The sequence below is a fragment of the Enterobacter sp. EGD-HP1 genome (assembly GCF_000733275.2).
GTDB lineage: Bacteria > Pseudomonadota > Gammaproteobacteria > Enterobacterales > Enterobacteriaceae > Enterobacter.
In genome coordinates this window covers 85925-106092 of record NZ_AVOP01000005.1, presented here as the reverse complement: position 1 = coordinate 106092, position 20168 = coordinate 85925, and the positions used below count along the sequence as shown (strand labels likewise).

Annotated in this window: 15 protein-coding genes; 12 read left to right on the top strand and 3 right to left on the bottom strand. The window is 56.4% G+C overall.

The window, feature by feature from the left end:
* Positions 1-71: 71 nt before the first annotated feature.
* Complete coding sequence (gene acuI / locus N037_RS06385) at positions 72-1046, bottom strand: acrylyl-CoA reductase (NADPH) (protein WP_032639759.1); 975 nt, start codon at positions 1044-1046, stop codon at positions 72-74.
* Between the two features lie 183 nt (positions 1047-1229).
* On the opposite strand from acuI, the gene csrD reads away from it, so the two are divergent.
* From csrD to tldD, 8 genes are all read left to right on the top strand, one after another.
* The gene (gene csrD / locus N037_RS06380; protein ID WP_023333639.1) at positions 1230-3170 is read left to right on the top strand and encodes an RNase E specificity factor CsrD; all 1941 of its coding nucleotides are present in this window, start codon (positions 1230-1232) and stop codon (positions 3168-3170) included.
* 282 nt (positions 3171-3452) lie between these two features.
* Positions 3453-4496, top strand: a complete 1044-nt coding sequence (gene mreB, locus N037_RS06375) for a rod shape-determining protein MreB (protein WP_000913396.1) — start codon at positions 3453-3455, stop codon at positions 4494-4496.
* Between the two features lie 62 nt (positions 4497-4558).
* On the top strand, positions 4559-5575 hold the full coding sequence (gene mreC / locus N037_RS06370; protein ID WP_023309400.1) for a rod shape-determining protein MreC: 1017 nt from the start codon (positions 4559-4561) through the stop codon (positions 5573-5575).
* Complete coding sequence (gene mreD / locus N037_RS06365; RefSeq protein ID WP_023309399.1) at positions 5575-6063, top strand: rod shape-determining protein MreD; 489 nt, start codon at positions 5575-5577, stop codon at positions 6061-6063. The genes mreC and mreD overlap by 1 nt, the downstream gene beginning before the upstream one ends.
* 9 nt (positions 6064-6072) lie before the next feature.
* Positions 6073-6666, top strand: a complete 594-nt coding sequence (locus N037_RS06360) for a Maf family protein (RefSeq protein ID WP_032639757.1) — start codon at positions 6073-6075, stop codon at positions 6664-6666.
* Positions 6656-8125 (top strand): ribonuclease G, encoded by a 1470-nt coding sequence (gene rng / locus N037_RS06355; protein ID WP_010436156.1) that lies wholly within the window; start codon positions 6656-6658, stop codon positions 8123-8125. The genes N037_RS06360 and rng overlap by 11 nt, the downstream gene beginning before the upstream one ends.
* Before the next feature lie 42 nt (positions 8126-8167).
* Positions 8168-11968, top strand: a complete 3801-nt coding sequence (gene yhdP, locus N037_RS06350) for an AsmA2 domain-containing protein YhdP (RefSeq protein WP_032639755.1) — start codon at positions 8168-8170, stop codon at positions 11966-11968.
* Between the two features lie 84 nt (positions 11969-12052).
* Positions 12053-13498, top strand: coding sequence for a metalloprotease TldD (gene tldD / locus N037_RS06345; RefSeq protein WP_023333636.1), 1446 nt, complete (start codon positions 12053-12055; stop codon positions 13496-13498).
* Between the two features lie 47 nt (positions 13499-13545).
* Here tldD and N037_RS06340 read toward each other — a convergent pair whose 3' ends face one another.
* The gene (locus N037_RS06340; RefSeq protein WP_032639752.1) at positions 13546-14160 is read right to left on the bottom strand and encodes a YagU family protein; all 615 of its coding nucleotides are present in this window, start codon (positions 14158-14160) and stop codon (positions 13546-13548) included.
* 219 nt (positions 14161-14379) lie between these two features.
* On the bottom strand, positions 14380-15306 hold the full coding sequence (aaeR, locus tag N037_RS06335) for an HTH-type transcriptional activator AaeR (RefSeq protein WP_032639750.1): 927 nt from the start codon (positions 15304-15306) through the stop codon (positions 14380-14382).
* Between the two features lie 179 nt (positions 15307-15485).
* On the opposite strand from aaeR, the gene aaeX reads away from it, so the two are divergent.
* From aaeX to N037_RS06315, 4 genes are all read left to right on the top strand, one after another.
* A complete protein-coding gene (gene aaeX / locus N037_RS06330) occupies positions 15486-15689 on the top strand; it encodes a p-hydroxybenzoic acid efflux pump operon protein AaeX (RefSeq protein WP_003860416.1) in 204 nt (67 codons plus the stop codon).
* Between the two features lie 7 nt (positions 15690-15696).
* The gene (gene aaeA, locus N037_RS06325) at positions 15697-16629 is read left to right on the top strand and encodes a p-hydroxybenzoic acid efflux pump subunit AaeA (protein WP_023333634.1); all 933 of its coding nucleotides are present in this window, start codon (positions 15697-15699) and stop codon (positions 16627-16629) included.
* 5 nt (positions 16630-16634) lie between these two features.
* Entirely contained in the window at positions 16635-18602 is a 1968-nt protein-coding gene (gene aaeB / locus N037_RS06320; RefSeq protein WP_023333633.1) for a p-hydroxybenzoic acid efflux pump subunit AaeB, read from the top strand.
* 91 nt (positions 18603-18693) lie between these two features.
* Positions 18694-20148 (top strand): NAD-dependent succinate-semialdehyde dehydrogenase, encoded by a 1455-nt coding sequence (locus tag N037_RS06315; RefSeq protein ID WP_023333632.1) that lies wholly within the window; start codon positions 18694-18696, stop codon positions 20146-20148.
* Positions 20149-20168: the final 20 nt, after the last annotated feature.

The following is a 20168-nucleotide window of genomic DNA, read 5'->3' as shown; positions in this document are numbered from 1 at the left end:
CTCCGTCATGCGTTTTCCTAAGCATGACGGAGGAGAGGGATTCGCGCGAATATGTCACGAAAATTTGAAGATTAGGCGATTTTCACCAGCGCGCGACCGTGGAACTGGTTGTCCATGATCTTACTGGCATATTCCGGTGCCTGGCTCAGGGTTATCTCCGTTGCGCTCTGGGTATAGAAAGATTCAGGCAGATCGCGCACCAGTCGTTCCCAGGCTTCATGACGACGGGTCGGCGGGGTCATCACGGAATCCACACCCTGCAGTCGTACGTTACGCAGAATAAATGGCATCACGGTGGTTGGCAGGGCAAATCCGCCCGCCAGACCGCAGGCTGCCACGCAGCCGCCGTAGTTCATCTGCGCCAGGACTTTTGCCAGCACCTTATCACCGACGGTATCCACCGCCCCTGCCCAGACCTGTTTTTCCAGCGGACGGGTTTCGGCAAATTCGTCGCGGCTCAGAATGCGGCTGGCGCCGAGCTGGCGCAGATAGTCATGGGTACTTTCACGGCCGGAAACCGCAGCGACCTGATAACCCAGCTTGTGCAGCAGCGTGACCGCCGTGCTGCCCACGCCGCCGCTGGCGCCGGTGACGACAATTTCACCCGACTCAGGGCGGATACCTGCATCTTCCAGTGCCATTACGCACAGCATGGCAGTAAAACCTGCCGTGCCGACAATCATCGCCTTGCGGCCATCCATACCTTTCGGCATTGGCACTAGCCAGTCGCCCTTCACGCGCGCCTGCGTTGCCAGCCCGCCCCAGTGATTTTCACCTACGCCCCAGCCGGTAAGCAGCACCTGCTGGCCCGCGTGGAAACGCGGATCTTCACTGGTATGAACCCGGCCAGCGAAATCAATACCTGGCACCATAGGGAAATTTCGGATGATTTTACCCTTACCGGTAATCGCCAGCGCATCTTTATAATTTAAACTGGACCAGTCGATGTCGACGGTTACTTCGCCTTCCGGCAGGCGACTCTCTTCTACCGCCTGCACTGAGGCAAGCGTTTTGCCATCCTGCTGTTCTAAGATCAAAGCCTGCATACGGGGTCCTCTCGACTCAGATGATTGGAAAATAATTTCTGAAGACTATACTCGCTCAGGGAAACGCAGTGCCGATTTAACGCAATAAATTGCCAGATACACCCGATTTGGTAGTATGCCGCATTTGAAATGCAAGTTAGCGCTTACTCGCTACCCCCATCAACCCACGGAGTAATCTCAAGGATGCGATTAACGACGAAGTTCTCGGCTTTTATCACCTTGCTGACGGGGCTGACCATTTTTGTCACGCTTCTGGGCTGCTCGCTGAGCTTTTACAACGCCATTCAGGACAAGCTGGTCAACCGGGTACAGTCTGTCGCATCGGTGATTGATACGCGTCTGCTGACGACGCCGCTGCCGGCGCTGTCCCGCGAGCTCGATGAGTTGATGGTACCTGTTGATATTGTCCAGATCGACATTCAGCAGGGAAAGCATCGCGTTTTAAGCCATGAACGTCAGGGAAGTTACCGTCCAGCGGGGGTGGTGAGCCAGTACCGGGAAGTGACGGTGCACTCCCTCAAAAATCCGGGGATGACTATACACATGGTCTACCTCGATCCGATGGCGAGCTACTTCCGTTCCATGATGACCACCGCGCCGCTCACGGTCGCCGTTGCGTTTATCGTCCTGCTGATCTTTCTCGCGGTTCGCTGGCTGCGCCGCCAGCTCTCCGGTCAGGAGCTGCTGGAGATGCGCTCTGTGCGGATCCTTAACGGTGAACGCGGCCCACAGGTCCGTGGTTCCGTCCACGAGTGGCCGTCACGCGCCAGCAGCGCGCTGGATACCCTGCTCTCCGAAATCCAGTTTGCCAGCGACCAGCGCAGCCGTATGGATACGTTGATCCGCTCTTATGCGGCGCAGGACAATAAAACCGGCCTTAACAACCGTCTTTTCTTTGATAATCAGCTCGCCACGCTGCTCGACGATTCAGAAAAAGTGGGGACACACGGGGTAGTGATGATGATTCGCCTGCCCGATTTCGATCTCCTGCGCGACACCTGGGGACAGCGGGTCGCGGAAGAAAACCTCTTTACGCTGATCAACCTGCTCTCCACCTTTATTATGCGCTACCCGGGCGCGCTGCTGGCCCGCTATCACCGCAGCGACTTTGCCGTGTTGTTGCCGCATCGTACGCTGAAGGAATCGGAGAGCATCGCCAGCCAGCTGCTGAAGGCGGTGGATGCACTGCCGCAGAGCAAAATGCTCGACAGAGACGACATGGTCCACATGGGGATCTGCGCCTGGCGTGGCGGGCAATCCACGGAGCAGGTGATGGAGCATGCGGAAGCCGCTACCCGCAACGCCGTGTTGCAGGGGGCGAACGGGTGGGCGGTTTATGATGACTCGCTGCCGGAAAAAGGGCGCGGCAACGTGCGCTGGCGGACGCTGATTGAGCAAATGCTTAGCCGCGGCGGGCCACGTATTTATCAAAAACCCGCGGTGATGAAAAACGGCAACGTTCATCATCGTGAACTGATGTGTCGTATTTTTGACGGCACGGAAGAGGTTATCTCGGCGGAATATCTGCCGATGGTGCTGCAATTTGGCCTGTCCGAAGAGTATGACCGCCAGCAAATTACCCGGCTGATTCCGTTTTTATCCTTCTGGCCTGAAGAAAACCTGGCGTTACAGGTCACCGTGGAGTCGTTAATACGCCCACGTTTTCAGCGCTGGCTACGTGATACATTAATGCAATGCGAAAAATCGCAACGCAAACACATTATTTTTGAACTTGCTGAGGCCGACGTAGGTCAACACATCAGCCGGTTACGTCCGGTGGTACGTTTGATCAATGCGCTTGGTGCGCGTGTCGCGGTGACGCAGGCAGGTTTGACCCTGGTCAGTACCAACTGGATCAAGGAGCTGGATGTGGAGTTATTAAAGCTACATCCGGGGCTGGTAAGGAATATTGAGAAGCGGACGGAAAACCAGCTGCTGGTTCAGAGTCTGGTCGAAGCATGCAAGGGAACGCGAACACAAGTATTTGCCGCAGGCGTGCGCTCCAGAAGCGAATGGCAGATGTTAACAGAGCGTGGTGTGATGGGTGGTCAGGGGGATTTTTTTGCTGCCTCTCAACCGCTTGACACCAACGTGAAAAAATATTTGCAAAGATACTCTGTTTGACCTGCCGTTTACGCTGTTTTCACGTAGAATATCGCGCCTGTAGCTTTGAGTATGTCGAGCAAAAAGCCAGTGAACGACCTTTAACGGGTTACAAACGTCAGTGGGGAACGCTACTGTTTACTCAGCCCTGAGGGAGTCAGGGGATGATTTTGTAACATCAGGAAACGTACTGCACAAATTTTCACCGTTGCAGATGATTTTTGCGCCTTGTCGCTGCTGCGTGTGGTTGGTAAAGTAAGCGGATTTTGTTTTCCGCCCCAGCTTTCAGGATTATCCCTTAGTATGTTGAAAAAATTTCGTGGCATGTTTTCCAATGACCTGTCCATTGACCTGGGTACCGCGAATACCCTTATTTATGTAAAAGGACAAGGCATCGTATTGAATGAGCCTTCTGTTGTGGCCATTCGTCAGGATCGTGCAGGCTCGCCGAAAAGCGTGGCCGCAGTGGGTCATGACGCGAAGCAGATGCTGGGTCGTACCCCTGGCAACATCGCCGCCATTCGCCCAATGAAAGACGGCGTTATCGCCGACTTTTTCGTGACTGAAAAAATGCTTCAGCACTTCATCAAGCAGGTTCACAGCAACAGCTTCATGCGTCCAAGCCCGCGTGTTCTGGTGTGTGTGCCGGTTGGCGCAACCCAGGTAGAACGTCGCGCAATCCGTGAATCTGCCCAGGGTGCAGGTGCACGTGAAGTGTTCCTGATTGAAGAGCCAATGGCTGCGGCCATCGGTGCTGGCCTCCCTGTTTCCGAAGCTACCGGTTCTATGGTGGTGGATATCGGTGGTGGTACTACTGAAGTGGCCGTTATCTCTCTGAACGGCGTGGTGTACTCCTCTTCCGTACGTATTGGTGGTGACCGCTTCGATGAAGCCATCATTAATTATGTGCGCCGTAACTACGGCTCTCTGATCGGTGAAGCCACCGCAGAGCGTATCAAACACGAAATCGGCTCTGCGTATCCGGGCGATGAAGTGCGTGAGATCGAGGTTCGCGGTCGTAACCTGGCTGAAGGTGTTCCACGCGGTTTTACCCTGAACTCCAACGAAATTCTGGAAGCACTGCAGGAACCACTGACGGGCATCGTGAGCGCGGTAATGGTTGCGCTGGAACAGTGTCCACCAGAGCTGGCGTCCGATATCTCCGAGCGCGGTATGGTTCTGACCGGTGGTGGTGCGCTGCTGCGTAACCTCGACCGCCTGTTAATGGAAGAGACAGGTATTCCTGTCGTAGTTGCAGAAGATCCACTGACTTGCGTCGCCCGTGGTGGTGGCAAGGCGCTGGAAATGATCGACATGCACGGCGGCGATTTGTTCAGCGAAGAGTAGTCGAGTTTGAGAGGGTAGCAATTTGCTACCCTTTCTCTCTGACGCGAGAATACGCATAGCCTATGAAGCCAATTTTTAGCCGTGGCCCATCGCTACAGTTTCGCCTCATTCTGGCGGTTCTGGTTGCGCTTGGGGTCATTATTGCCGATAGCCGCCTCGGTACGTTCAGCCAGATCAGAACGTACATGGATACCGCAGTCAGTCCTTTCTACTTTGTTTCAAATGGTCCCCGTGAACTGCTCGACTCCGTTTCTCAAACGCTGTCTTCGCGCGACCAACTCGAACTCGAAAACCGGGCCTTACGTCAGGAACTGCTGCTGAAAAACAGCGAACTGCTGATGCTGGGGCAATACAAGCAGGAAAACGCGCGTCTGCGTGAACTGCTCGGCTCGCCGCTGCGTCAGGATGAGCAGAAAATGGTCACGCAGGTGATCTCCACCGTGAACGACCCCTACAGCGATCAGGTTGTGATCGACAAAGGGAGCGTGAACGGGGTGTATGAAGGTCAGCCTGTTATCAGTGATAAAGGCGTAGTGGGCCAGGTTGTTGCCGTGGCCAAACTGACCAGCCGCGTGCTGCTGATTTGCGATGCCACACATGCGCTGCCGATCCAGGTTCTGCGCAACGATATTCGCGTGATTGCGGCCGGTAACGGCTGTACGGACGACCTGCAGTTGGAACACCTGCCGGCTAACACGGATATTCGCGTGGGCGACGTGCTGGTGACGTCTGGCCTGGGTGGACGCTTCCCTGAAGGCTATCCGGTTGCGGTGGTCTCTTCAGTTAAGCTGGATACTCAGCGTGCCTATACCGTGATTCAGGCGCGTCCAACCGCCGGTTTGCAGCGTCTGCGCTATCTGCTGCTGCTGTGGGGCGCCGATCGTAACGGTGCTAATCCGATGACGCCTGAAGAGGTGCATCGCGTAGCAAACGAGCGCCTGATGCAGATGATGCCGCAGGTTCTCCCGCCTGCGGATTCCATGGGGCCGCCTGCGCCAGTACCGGCACCGGCAACAGGGTTAACGCAGCCGCTGCCGGATGCGCCACCACCGCCTAAACTCTCTTCGGGAGGGCAGTAGTGGCAAGTTATCGTAGCCAGGGACGTTGGGTCATCTGGCTCTCGTTTCTCATCGCACTGTTACTCCAAGTGATGCCCTGGCCGGATGACATTCTCGTTTTCCGGCCAAACTGGGTATTGCTCATTTTACTTTACTGGATCCTTGCCCTGCCGCATCGCGTAAATGTCGGCACAGGTTTCGTGATGGGTGCCATACTGGATCTCATTAGTGGCTCTACGCTTGGCGTGCGCGCCTTGTCCATGAGCATTATTGCGTACCTCGTCGCACTCAAATTCCAGCTCTTTCGTAACCTTGCGCTCTGGCAACAGGCCCTGGTGGTGATGTTATTGTCGCTCGCGGCGGATATCGTTGTTTTCTGGGCAGAGTTTTTAGTGATCAACGTCTCTTTCCGACCGGAAGTGTTCTGGAGTAGTGTAGTAAACGGTGTGCTCTGGCCATGGTTATTCCTGCTGATGCGGAAGGTTCGCCAGCAGTTTGCTGTACAATAAAAGGTTTCTATGACGTCTTTGTATCTCGCTTCCGGCTCCCCGCGCCGTCAGGAACTCCTGACGCAGCTAGGGGTCTCTTTTGAACGCATCGTGACCGGCATTGAAGAAAAACGTGCTGAGGGCGAAAGCGCTCAACAGTACGTGTCTCGCCTGGCGCGCGAGAAAGCGCAGGCGGGCGTGGCCAGTGTGCCACGCGATCTCCCCGTGCTGGGAGCAGATACCATCGTTATTCTGAACGGTGAAGTGCTGGAGAAACCGCGCGACGCCGATCATGCGGCGCGCATGCTGCGCAAAATGTCCGGACATACGCATCAGGTGATGACGGCCGTCGCGCTGGCTGACAGCCAGCACGTGCTGGATTGCCTGGTGGTGACAGAAGTGACGTTCAGAGTACTTACCGACGACGACATTGCCGCTTATATTGCCAGCGGTGAACCAATGGATAAAGCAGGTGCATACGGTATTCAGGGGCTGGGTGGCTGTTTTGTCAGGAAGATTAATGGCAGCTATCACGCCGTAGTCGGCTTACCGCTGGTGGAAACGTATGAGTTGCTGAGCAATTTTAACTCACTGCGTGAGGGAAGGGATAATTATGACGGCTGAATTGTTGGTAAACGTAACGCCATCGGAAACCCGTGTGGCCTATATTGATGGTGGCATTCTTCAGGAAATTCATATTGAGCGTGAAGCGCGGCGCGGAATAGTAGGCAATATCTACAAAGGTCGTGTCAGTCGTGTACTGCCGGGTATGCAGGCGGCTTTTGTAGATATTGGACTGGATAAGGCGGCGTTTTTACATGCCTCCGATATCATGCCGCACACCGAGTGCGTTGCGGGCGAAGAGCAAAAGCAGTTTGCCGTACGCGATATTTCTGAACTGGTACGTCAGGGACAGGATCTGATGGTGCAGGTGGTGAAAGATCCCCTCGGTACCAAAGGCGCCCGTCTGACCACCGACATCACCTTACCTTCCCGCTATCTGGTCTTTATGCCCGGCGCGTCGCACGTGGGCGTTTCGCAGCGTATTGAGAGCGAAACCGAGCGCGAGCGTCTGAAGAAAGTGGTCAGCGCCTACTGCGATGAACAGGGCGGGTTTATCATCCGTACCGCTGCGGAAGGGATCAGCGAAGAAGACCTGGCGTCGGATGCGGCTTACCTGAAGCGCGTCTGGACCAAGGTGATGGAGCGTAAAAAACGCAACCAGACCCGCTACCAGCTTTACGGTGAACTGGCGCTTGCTCAGCGCGTTCTGCGTGACTTTGCCGACGCGCAGCTCGACCGCATTCGCGTGGACTCGCGCCTGACCTATGAAGCGCTGCTGGAATTTACTGCCGAATATATTCCGGAGATGCCTGGCCTGCTGGAGCATTATTCAGGGCGTCAGCCGATTTTCGATCTCTATGATGTCGAAAACGAGATCCAGCGAGCGCTGGAGCGTAAGGTCGAGCTGAAGTCAGGCGGCTATCTGATCATCGATCAGACCGAAGCGATGACCACCGTCGATATTAACACCGGCGCGTTTGTCGGCCATCGCAACCTGGATGACACCATCTTCAACACCAACATCGAAGCCACTCAGGCGATTGCGCGCCAGCTTCGTCTGCGCAATCTGGGCGGCATTATCATCATCGACTTCATCGATATGAGTAATGAAGACCATCGTCGCCGCGTGCTGCACTCGCTTGAGCAGGCGCTGAGTAAAGATCGCGTGAAAACCAGCATCAACGGCTTCTCACAGCTGGGGCTGGTGGAGATGACGCGTAAGCGTACCCGTGAAAGCGTTGAGCATGTGCTGTGTAATGAATGCCCAACCTGCCATGGACGCGGAACGGTAAAGACGGTTGAGACCGTCTGCTATGAAATCATGCGTGAAATCGTCCGTGTTCATCATGCCTACGACTCCGATCGTTTTCTGGTCTATGCTTCCCCTGCGGTGGCTGAAGCGCTGAAAGGCGAAGAGTCGCACGCGCTGGCGGAAGTGGAAATCTTTGTCGGCAAACAGGTAAAAGTACAAATTGAACCGCTCTATAACCAGGAGCAGTTTGACGTCGTGATGATGTAAGACGCAGTACGCTGCGTGACAAAAGCTGACAAGGAGAGATGCGTGAGGCGATTGCCGGGGATTTTATTGCTTACAGGGGCAACGCTGGTCGTGATTGTCGCGTTGCTCGTGAGCGGGCTACGCCTCGTATTACCGCATCTGGACAGCTGGCGTCCGCAGCTGCTGGCTAAAATCGAATCCACCACCGGCGTGCCGGTGAATGTAAGCCAGATTAGCGCTAACTGGCAGAATTTTGGCCCGACGCTCGATGTCCGGGATATCAACGCCAGCCTGAAAGATGGCGGCCATCTCAAAATCAAACGCGTGACTCTGGCGCTGGACGTCTGGCAAAGCCTGCTGCATCTTCGCTGGCAGTTTCGCGATCTCACCTTTTATCAACTCCAGTTTCTGACCAATACGCCGCTGTCTGGCGGCGATAGCGGTCAGGGTCTTGAGGCCAACCGCTTCAGCGATCTTTTCCTCCGCCAGTTCGATCATTTCGATCTGCGCGACAGCGAAGTGAGCTTTATTACCCTTTCCGGCCAGCGCGCCGAACTGGCGATCCCCCAGCTGACCTGGCTCAACGGCAAGGATCGGCACCGCGCCGAAGGGCAAGTTAATCTCTCAAGCCTGAACGGCCAGCACGGCGTGATGCAGGTGCGCATGGATCTGCGGGACGATGACGGCCTGCTAAACAACGGCAAAGTCTGGCTTCAGGCCGATGATGTGGACGTGAAGCCGTGGCTGGGCGACTGGATCCAGCAAAATATGCAGCTGGAGACAGCCCGTTTCAGCCTTGAAGGCTGGCTGACTCTGACCAAAGGCGAATTTGCCAGCGGCGATATCTGGCTCAAGCAGGGGGGCGCAAGCTGGAAAGGTGAAAAACAGCAGCATCAGCTTTCCGTCGATAACCTCACCGCGCACGTGACGCAGGAGAAAGAGGGCTGGCAGTTTGCCATTCCCGATACCCGCATCACCATGGACGACAAGCCGTGGCCGCGCGGTGCGCTAACGCTGGCCTGGATGCCGGAGCAGGATGTCGGCGGCACGGCCAGTAAACGCAGCGACGAGCTGCGCATCCGCGCCAGCAACCTCGATTTGGCTGCCATTGAAGGCCTGCGCTCGATGGCGGCAAAGATATCTCCGGACCTGGGCGAGATCTGGCTGGCAACGCAGCCGAGCGGGAAGATAGACGCCCTGGCGCTGGATATCCCGCTTCAGGCGACGGAAAAAACCCGTTTCCAGGCAACCTGGAAAGATCTTGCCTGGAAGCAGTGGAAGCTGCTGCCGGGGGCAGAGCACTTTAGCGGCAAGCTGGAAGGCAGCGTGGAAAACGGCAGGCTGACGGTTGATATGCACGATGCCAAAATGCCTTACGAGACGGTCTTCCGCGCGCCGCTGGAAATCGAACAGGGCAGCGCGGTGCTTAACTGGCTCCGTAACGACAAGGGTTTCCAGCTTGATGGCCGCCATATCGATGTGAAAGCCAAAGCGGTGCATGCGCGCGGTGATTTCCGCTATATGCAGCCTGAAGGTGATGAGCCGTGGCTCGGCATTCTGGCGGGGATCAGCACCGATGACGGCTCTCAGGCCTGGCGCTACTTCCCGGAAAACCTGATGGGAAAAGCGCTGGTGGACTATCTCAGCGGCGCGATTCAGGGCGGTCAGGCGGACAATGCCACGCTGGTCTACGGCGGTAATCCGCATCTTTTCCCGTACAAACATAATGAAGGCCAGTTCCAGGTGCTGGTGCCGCTGCATAACGCGACCTTTGCGTTCCAGCCCGGCTGGCCCGCGCTGAAAAACCTGGATATCGAACTCAACTTCCTCAATGACGGACTATGGATGAAGTCCGACAGCGTGGCGCTGGGCGGCGTGACGGCCAGCAACCTGACGGCCAACATCCCGGACTACTCAAAAGAGAAGCTGCTGATTGATGCCGACATCAACGGTCCCGGCAAAGCGGTGGGACCGTACTTTGAAGAGACGCCGCTGAAAGAGTCGCTGGCGGCGACGCTTCAGCAGCTGCAGCTTGATGGCGATGTGAATGCTCGCTTACATCTTGATATCCCGCTGGACGGGGAGATGACCACCGCCAAAGGCGATGTCCGCCTGAAGAACAACAGTCTGTTCATCAAACCCCTTGAGAGCACGCTGAAAAATCTCAGCGGGCAGTTCAGCTTTGAGAACGGTAACCTTAAGAGCGAGCCGCTTACGGCGAGCTGGTTTAATCAGCCCGTTAATATTGACTTCACGACTACCGAGGGTGAAAAGGCTTATCAGGTGGCCGTCAATCTGGATGGCAACTGGCAGCCAGCGCGTATGGACGTCCTGCCAAAGCCAATTGAGGCATCAGTGGAGGGGGCGGTTACCTGGCAGGGTAAAGTGGCAATCGACCTGCCTTATCATGCGGGTGCCCGGTATAAGGTCGACATCACGGGCGATCTGAAAAACCTTCAGAGCCAGCTGCCTGCGCCGCTGGATAAACAGGCCGGACAGCCGCTGCCGGTAAAGCTGAACGTCGATGGCAACCTGAACAGCTTCGAGCTGACCGGCAGCGCGGGTGGGACAAACCACTTCAACAGCCGCTGGCTGCTTAACCGCAAACTCACCCTCGACAAAGCCATCTGGACAACGGATAGCCGCTCCACGCCGCCGCTGCCGGAGCAGCCGGGCATTGAGCTGAATCTCCCACCGATGGATGGTGCAGAGTGGCTGGCGCTGTTCCAGAAAGGCGTTGGGCAAAACGTTGATGAAACCGCCCAGTTCCCGCAAGCCATTACCGTACGTACGCCTTCTCTGATGCTGGGCGGACAGCAGTGGAACAACCTGAGCATTGTCTCGCAGCCTGGCGCTAACGGCACGAAGGTGGAGGCCCAGGGAAGGGAGATCAACGGCACGCTGACCATGCGCAATCACGCGCCGTGGCAGGCGGCGATCCGCTATCTCTACTACAACCCGGCAAGCGCGAGCGGAAAAGACCAGCCGGCAGGGACATCGCCGTTGAGTAAGACATCCCGCATCGATTTTAGCGGCTGGCCCGATCTCCAGCTGCGCTGTGCGGAGTGCTGGCTGTGGGGGCAGAAATATGGCCGTATCGACGGCGATTTCACCATCCAGGCAAATACGCTTACGCTCTCCGGCGGCCTGGTTGATACCGGTTTTGGCCGCATGACGGCCGCAGGAGAATGGGTGAATAACCCGGGCGAGCAGCGAACTTCCCTAAAGGGCGACATTAAAGGCAACAAGCTGGATGCGGCAGCCAATTTCTTTGGTATCAGCACGCCGCTGCGCGGCTCGTCATTTGACGTCGATTACGATCTTCACTGGCGTGACGCACCGTGGAAGCCGGATGAGGCCTCGCTGAACGGCATTCTGAAAACTCACTTTGGCAAAGGTGAAATTGCCGACGTGAGCACCGGGCGCGCCGGGCAGATCCTGCGCCTGCTGAGTTTTGATGCGCTGCTGCGCAAGCTGCGCTTCGATTTCAGCGATACCTTCAGCGAAGGTTTCTACTACGATTCCATCCGCAGTACGGCGTGGATCAAGGACGGCGTTCTGCACACGGACGACACGCTGGTGGATGGCCTGGAAGCGGATATCGCCATGAAAGGCTCCGTCAACCTCGTGCGTCGCGAGCTGGATATGGAAGCCGTGGTGGCGCCGGAAATTTCCGCAAGCGTGGGCGTTGCGGCGGCCTTTGTGGTGAACCCGATAGTCGGTGCGGCGGTGTTTGCCGCCAGTAAAGTGCTGGGTCCACTCTGGAGCAAGGTCTCCATTCTGCGCTACCGCATTACCGGTCCGGTGGATAAACCGCAGATTAACGAGGTGCTGCGCCAGCCGCGCAAAGATGCACAGCAATGATTTGACGTGGGCAGGTAATTGCCTCACTCTCAATAAATACGATTTTTATACCGCCACGGGCGGCAACGAACGAGTAGCAATACGATGAGTCTGAACCTGGTAAGTGAACATTTGCTCGCAGCGAACGGCCTGAGCCATCAGGACCTGTTCTCCATTCTTGGTCAACTGACCGAACGCCGTCTCGACTACGGCGATCTCTATTTCCAGTCGAGCTATCACGAATCCTGGGTTTTAGAAGACAGCATCATCAAAGATGGCTCCTACAACATTGACCAGGGCGTCGGCGTCCGCGCCATCAGCGGCGAGAAAACCGGTTTTGCCTATGCCGATCAGATAAGCCTCACTGCACTTGAGCAGAGCGCGCAGGCCGCACGGACCATTGTGCGTGATACCGGCGATGGCCGCGTGAAAACCCTGGGAGAAGTGCAGCACTCTGCGCTCTATACCAGCATCGATCCGCTGCAGAGCATGAGCCGTGAAGAGAAGCTGGATATCCTGCGTCGCGTGGACAAAGTTGCCCGCGCGGCGGACAAACGCGTGCAGGAAGTTTCTGCCAGCCTGAGCGGTGTGTATGAGTTGATTCTGGTTGCGGCAACGGACGGTACCCTGGCGGCAGATGTACGTCCGCTGGTGCGTCTCTCTATTAGCGTGCAGGTCGATGACGACGGCAAACGCGAGCGCGGCTCAAGCGGCGGCGGCGGTCGTTTCGGCTACGACTGGTTCCTGGGGGATGTTGACGGTGAAGCACGCGCTGACGCGTGGGCAAAAGAAGCCGTACGCATGGCGCTGGTGAATCTGAATGCCGTCGCGGCGCCGGCGGGCTCATTCCCGGTGGTGCTGGGCGCTGGCTGGCCGGGCGTGCTGTTGCACGAGGCGGTGGGCCACGGTCTGGAAGGCGACTTTAACCGTCGTGGGACCTCCGTATTCAGCGGTCAGATCGGGCAGCTTGTCTCCTCGGAGCTGTGCACCGTGGTGGATGACGGTACCATGCTCGATCGTCGCGGCTCGATTTCTATCGACGATGAAGGTACGCCAGGCCAGTACAATGTGCTGATCGAAAACGGCGTGCTGAAAGGCTACATGCAGGACAAACTCAACGCGCGCCTGATGGGCGTAGCGCCGACGGGCAACGGACGCCGTGAATCTTACGCGCACCTTCCGATGCCGCGCATGACCAACACTTACATGCTGCCGGGCAAATCCACGCCGCAGGAGATTATCGAATCCGTTGATTACGGTATCTTTGCGCCAAACTTTGGCGGCGGCCAGGTGGACATCACCTCCGGTAAGTTTGTTTTCTCCACCTCAGAAGCGTATCTGATCGAGAAAGGCAAAGTGACCAAAGCGGTGAAAGGGGCGACGCTGATTGGCTCCGGTATTGAAGCCATGCAGCAGATCTCCATGGTCGGTAACGATCTGAAGCTGGATAACGGCGTGGGCGTCTGCGGTAAAGAGGGCCAGAGCCTGCCGGTTGGCGTGGGTCAGCCAACGCTGAAAGTGGACAACCTGACGGTGGGCGGTACAGCCTGACCTGACCCTGCATAAAGAAATGGCGCTACTGATGTAGCGCCTTTTTTTTAACGTAAATTACCCAGCGGTATCTCAGGATCCGGCTCGTGAGTGATGCGGTTACGCAAGTCACGACGAATGATTTCGATCGACCAGAACCAGACCAGATGGCCCACGATCTCTGAAACGTGTTCATACCACGGTAGCTCAAACAGCGGTGGCGTCAGACCCATCAGCGGGAAAGAGATCATATGCACAAAGAGCTGAGCTAACGCACCCGCGAGCAAACCCTGCCAGAGTTTAATTTTCGGGAAGACTTCAGCAACGACACAATAACCAACAGCGAAGACGATTGAGAAAATAATATGCGTCACGCCAACCCAGTTAAATATATGTCCGGCAAATGTATAAACCGCCGCGTTAGGATCGGCCACGCCCAGCCAGTCGCGTAAAAATACATAGGGAGGGTTTAAAAAATTACGAGAACAGTCAATCTGGCTAGCGGCTCTTATTAATTGCTCAGGCCCGCATGCGCCGGTGAATAAATCGGTGGGGCTGCGTGGCGGAAGCGGCACCTCGGCTCCCCATTTGACAAACGCGGAGACAATCCCTGCAATTAAACCAATGAACGCGGCGAGTCCATAGCGCCTGCGTGAAGGCGGAGTTTGTTCAAATAGATTCATTTCTTTTCCTTGTTTAACGTCATCCTGCGAAATACATTTTATTATTCAAATCAGCAACAAATTAATAACAGCCCGAAAGGCAGGCTTTTTATAAGGTAAAGGGCAGGCGGCAGCAGTGTCAATTAGCTATTCCTGATAGTGGCGAAGGAATATTCCAGAATGCAGAGGGGTTGCATCCCGGAAATATTCATCACTCATATACTTTCGGCGTTAAATCGATTATTCCTTTCTTCTTCCCCGCATCCCCTGAAACAGTTCCGCCACGTCCACAAAATACTCGGTCAGATAGTTAATACACACCTGTACCTTGAGCGGGAGCTTGTCTTTTTCGGTATACAGGGCGTACACCGGACGCGGATCGGACTGGTAGCGCGGGAAGAGGATCTCCAGCACGCCGCTGTTGATCTCGTTGATCACCCACATTAGCGGCACGTAGGCGATCCCGGCGCCGGCCACCAGCCAGCGCGAAATGGTCATCGGATCGTTAGTGACAAACCGTCCTTCCGGCAGCAGCCTGGTGGAGATCCCTTCCGGGGCAATCAGCTCGAATTCATTATCGGGCCGCACGCTGTACTCCAGCCATGAGTGGTTGGTGAGATCGGCGGGTTTCTCCGGAACGCCGTACTGCGCCAGATAGCTTTTCGATGCACAGACCACCATCGGCATGCTGCCCAGCCGTCGCGAGAACAGGCTGGAATCCTGCAACGCGCCGACGCGGATCACCACGTCCAGCCCGTCGGCAATCAGATCCGGCGCAGGAATACCCGTCACCAGATTGACGGTAAGCCCGGGATACTCTTTCAGCATCTCCGCCGTCATGGCAGCGAGAACATTTTGTGCCATAGTTGAAGAACACCCGATGCGCAGCGTGCCGATGGGGGTGTTGTTGAAGGCATAGAGCTGTTCGTGAACATCCTGCACTTCAAGCAGCATGCGGCGACAGCCCTGATAGTAAATTTTACCCGCTTCCGTCAGCCCAATGCTGCGGGTACTGCGGTTGAGCAGCTTGACCTGAAGCTCATCTTCCAGTTTGGACACCGTCTGGCTGATGGATGAGACGCTCATCTGAAGCTGGCGTGCAGCGGCGGTAAAAGAGCCCAGTTCAACCACTTTGGCGAAGACCGACATGCGTTTTAAACGTTCCATTGTTCACTCTGGCTTAAAAGTGATTTAGATCACATATTATAGATAACAGCATAACAGTTACGTTAATATATTATTAATTACATAACGGCTGCGCCATTCTCGCCCGGCGTTTCTTGCTCTCCTGCGGTGGCGTGCGCTTAAAAATTCTGAAGCCTGCACTCTCTCTTATCAAGGTCAACATGAGTCTGTTTCCCGTTATCGTGGTGTTCGGTCTGTCGTTCCCACCGATATTTTTCGAGCTTCTTTTATCACTGGCGATCTTCTGGCTGGTGCGCAAGGTGCTGGTCCCTACCGGGATCTACGATTTCGTCTGGCACCCTGCATTGTTCAATACCGCGCTGTATTGCTGCCTGTTTTACCTGATATCGCGCATGTTTGTCTGAGGTTGATGTGAAAACGCTAACAAGAAAAATCTCCCGCACTGCCATCACGATGGCGCTGGTTATCCTCGCCTTCATCGCTATTTTCCGCGCCTGGGTTTATTACACCGAATCACCATGGACGCGTGATGCACGCTTCAGCGCCGATGTGGTGGCCATAGCCCCTGACGTGGCCGGTCTTATCACGGCGGTCAACGTCCACGATAACCAACTGGTGAAGAAAGATCAGGTCCTGTTCACCATCGACCAGCCTCGTTACCAGAAAGCGCTGGAAGAGGCGGAAGCGGACGTGGCCTATTACCAGGCGCTGGCTGCGGAGAAACGCCGCGAGGCAGGCCGTCGTAATCAACTGGGCGTTCAGGCAATGTCCCGCGAAGAGATTGACCAGTCCAACAACGTGCTGCAAACCGTGCTGCACCAGCTGGCGAAAGCGCAGGCAACGCGCGATCTGGCGAAGCTCGATCTCGAACGCACCGTGATCCGCGCGCCGTCCGATGGCTGGGTGACCAACCTGAACGTCTATGCCGGGGAATTCATTACCCGTGGTTCAACCGCCGTGGCGCTGGTTAAACAGAACTCCTTCTACGTGCTCGCCTATATGGAAGAGACCAAGCTGGAAGGCGTGCGTCCGGGCTTCCGGGCGGAAATTACGCCGCTGGGCAGCAACCGCGTCATTAAAGGTACCGTCGACAGTGTTGCCGCTGGGGTGACTAACTCCAGCAGTTCTAACGATGCCAAAGGGATGGCGACGGTAGACTCCAACCTGGAGTGGGTGCGTCTGGCCCAGCGCGTGCCGGTGCGCATCCATCTGGATGAACAGCAGGGAAATCTGTGGCCTGCGGGTACCACGGCGACGGTGGTCATCACCGGTGAAAAGGACCGGGATGCCAGCCAGGACTCGTTCTTCCGTAAAATTGCCCACCGCCTGCGCGAGTTTGGTTAATCGCCATGGGTATCTTTTCCATCGCCAGCCAGCACATTCGCTTCGCCGTGAAGCTGGCGTGCGCCATTGTGCTGGCGCTGTTTGTCGGCTTCCACTTCCAGCTTGAAACCCCTCGCTGGGCGGTGTTAACGGCCGCCATTGTCGCGGCGGGTCCTGCCTTCGCCGCGGGCGGGGAGCCCTATTCTGGCGCGATCCGCTATCGCGGGATGCTGCGTATCATCGGGACGTTTATCGGCTGTTTCGCGGCGCTGACCATTATTATTTTGATGATCCGCACCCCGCTGCTGATGCTGATGGTCTGCTGCATCTGGGCGGGTTTCTGCACCTGGATCTCGTCTCTGGTGAAAGTGGAGAACTCCTACGCCTGGGGGCTGGCGGGCTATACCGCGCTAATTATTATCATCACCATTCAGTCTGAACCGCTGCTCGCCCCGCAGTTTGCGGTAGAGCGCTGCAGCGAGATTGTGATTGGTATTGTCAGTGCGATTGTCGCTGACCTGCTTTTCTCCCCGCGCTCCATCAAGCAGGAGGTTGACCGTGAGCTTGATGCGCTGATTGTTGCCCAGTATCAGCTGATGCAGCTGTGCATTAAGCACGGCGACAGCGAAGAGGTGGATAAAGCCTGGAGCGGTCTGGTACGTCGTACGCAGGCGCTGGAAGGGATGCGCAGCAACCTTAATATGGAGTCCTCGCGATGGGCTCGCGCGAATCGTCGCCTGAAAGCCCTCAACACCGTCTCTCTGACGCTGATTACCCAGGCATGTGAAACCTATCTGATTCAGAACACCCGCCCGGAAGTGGTCACCGATACGTTCCGCGAGCTGTTCGCCGAGCCGGTAGAAACGGTGCAGGACGTGCACAAGCAGCTGAAGCGTATGCGCAGGGTTATCGCCTGGACCGGGGAGCGCGACACGCCGGTAACCATCTACACCTGGGTCGGCGCCGCGACGCGCTACCTGCTGCTGAAGCGCGGCGTGATCGGGAATACCAAAATCAGCGCGGCGGAAGAAGAAGTGTTGCAGGGCGAAGTGGTGATCAAGGCAGAATCTGCCGAGCGCCATCATGCGATGGTTAACTTCTGGCGTACGACGCTTGCCTGCATGCTCGGCACGTTGTTCTGGCTGTGGACGGGCTGGACGTCCGGCAGCGGCGCAATGGTGATGATTGCCGTCGTGACCGCACTGGCGATGCGTCTGCCTAACCCGCGTATGGTCGCCATTGATTTCCTCTACGGCACCATTGCCGCTCTGCCGATAGGGGCACTTTATTTCCTGGTCATCATCCCGTCGACGCAACAGAGCATGCTGCTGCTCTGTATTAGCCTCGCGGTAATGGCGTTCTTTATCGGCATTGAAGTGCAAAAGCGGCGTCTGGGATCGCTGGGGGCGCTGGCGAGTACGATTAACATCATCGTGCTTGATAACCCGATGACCTTCCATTTCAGCCAGTTCCTCGACAGCGCGTTAGGTCAGCTGGTGGGCTGTTTCCTGGCCATGATGGTGATACTGCTGGTTCGGGATAACTCGCAGGCAAGAACGGGCCGCGTGCTGCTGAACCAGTTCGTGTCGGCTGCCGTGTCGTCGATGACAACCAACACCGCGCGCCGTAAAGAGAACCACCTGCCCGCGCTTTACCAGCAGCTGTTTTTGCTGCTGAACAAGTTCCCGGGCGATATCGCGAAGTTCCGCCTGGCGTTAACCATGATCATCGCGCACCAGCGTCTGCGTAACGCCCCCGTGCCGATCAACGACGATCTGTCGGCCTGGCACCGCCAGCTGCGTCTTACCGCCGATCACGTGCTTTCCGCCAGCAGCGATGATAAACGGCGTCGTTACTTTACGCAGCTGCTTGAAGAGCTCGATATCTACCAGGAGAAGCTCAAGCACTGGGAGGCACCGCCTCAGGTGACCGAGCCGGTAGGTCGGCTGGTGTTTATGCTGCATCGCTACCAGAATGCCCTCACGGATAACTGACAGAAGTAAAAAAAACCGACGCCAAAAGCGTCGGTTTTTTTGTGGCTATACTTATTCCAGCACGTTCTTACATTTCAGAAAGGGAGAACACATGACGACCCAGGCGCTTCAGGACCACATCCTTTTTCAGACCGGTTATCTGGTCAACGGAATCTGGAAAACGCTGGATACAACCTTTGATGTGCTGAACCCCGCGACCGGTGAGGTAATCGCGAAAGTTGCGAAAGCGGGTAAAGCGCAAACTGAAGAAGCGATCGCAGCGGCAACCAAAGCCTTCCCGGCATGGCGTGCCAAAACCGCGAAGGAACGCTCGGCCATTCTCTACCGCTGGTACGAACTGATTATTGAGAATAAAAGCTGGCTCGGGCGGTTAATGACCACCGAACAGGGTAAACCCCTGAAAGAGGCGGAGGGAGAAGTCGAGTACGCTGCCAGCTTTATCCAGTGGTTTGCCGAAGAGGCCAAACGCGCGAACGGTGAAATTATTCCGCCGATCAAACCCGGCTCACGCATACTGGCGACCCGTGAACCCATTGGCGTGGTCGCGGCGATTACGCCGTGGAACTTCCCGATGGCCATGCTCACCCGCAAGTTAGGCCCGGCGCTGGCAGCAGGATGCACCGGTGTGATCAAACCGGCCAATAACACGCCGCTCAGCGCCTTTGCGCTGCTTACGCTGGCGAAACAGGCCGGTGTGCCCGACGGCGTGCTCAATGCCGTGGCCGGGAATACGCATGAAATCAGCGATGCAATCATGGCAAGCCGCGACGTGCGTAAAATCTCCTTTACCGGTTCAACCTCCGTCGGCAAAACGCTGGTGCGTAACGCCGCAGAAACCATGAAAAAAGTCTCGATGGAGCTGGGGGGAAATGCCCCGTATATCGTTTTTGAGGATGCGGACATCGACGCAGCGGTTAAGGGAGCGATCGCCAACAAGTTCCGCAATGCCGGGCAGGTCTGCGTCAGCGTGAACCGTTTTTATATTCAGGAAACCGTCTACGACAAATTTGTGAATAAGCTCGCCGATGCGGTGAATGCCCTGAAGGTGGGTAATGGTCTTGAGGAGGGGGTGGTCGTCGGGCCGCTGATTGAACCTTCTGCGGTCAACAAGGTGCGTGAGCATGTCGACGATGCCGTTGCCCGGGGCGCAACCGTACTGGCAGGAGGCAAGCCTCATCCGCTTGGCGGGAATTTCTGGATGCCAACCGTACTGGGCGACTGCCATGAAGGCATGAAGCTGGCAGAAGAGGAGACGTTTGGCCCGGTGGCGGCGTGCTTCCGTTTCACCTCGGAAGACGAAGTCATCCAGCGCGCCAACAACACGCCCTATGGGCTGGCGGCGTACTTCTATACCCAGAACCTCTCACGGGTCTTCCGCGTTTCTCAGGCCATCGAGAGCGGGATGATCGGCATTAACGAGTGCGCCGTCTCCACGGAGCTCGGTCCCTTTGGCGGCGTGAAAGAGTCAGGCCTTGGACGAGAGGGCTCCGTGCTGGGGCTGGAAGAGTATCTGGAAGTTAAAACCCTGCATATTGGGGGATTATAATAGACAGGGCGGCATCTGCC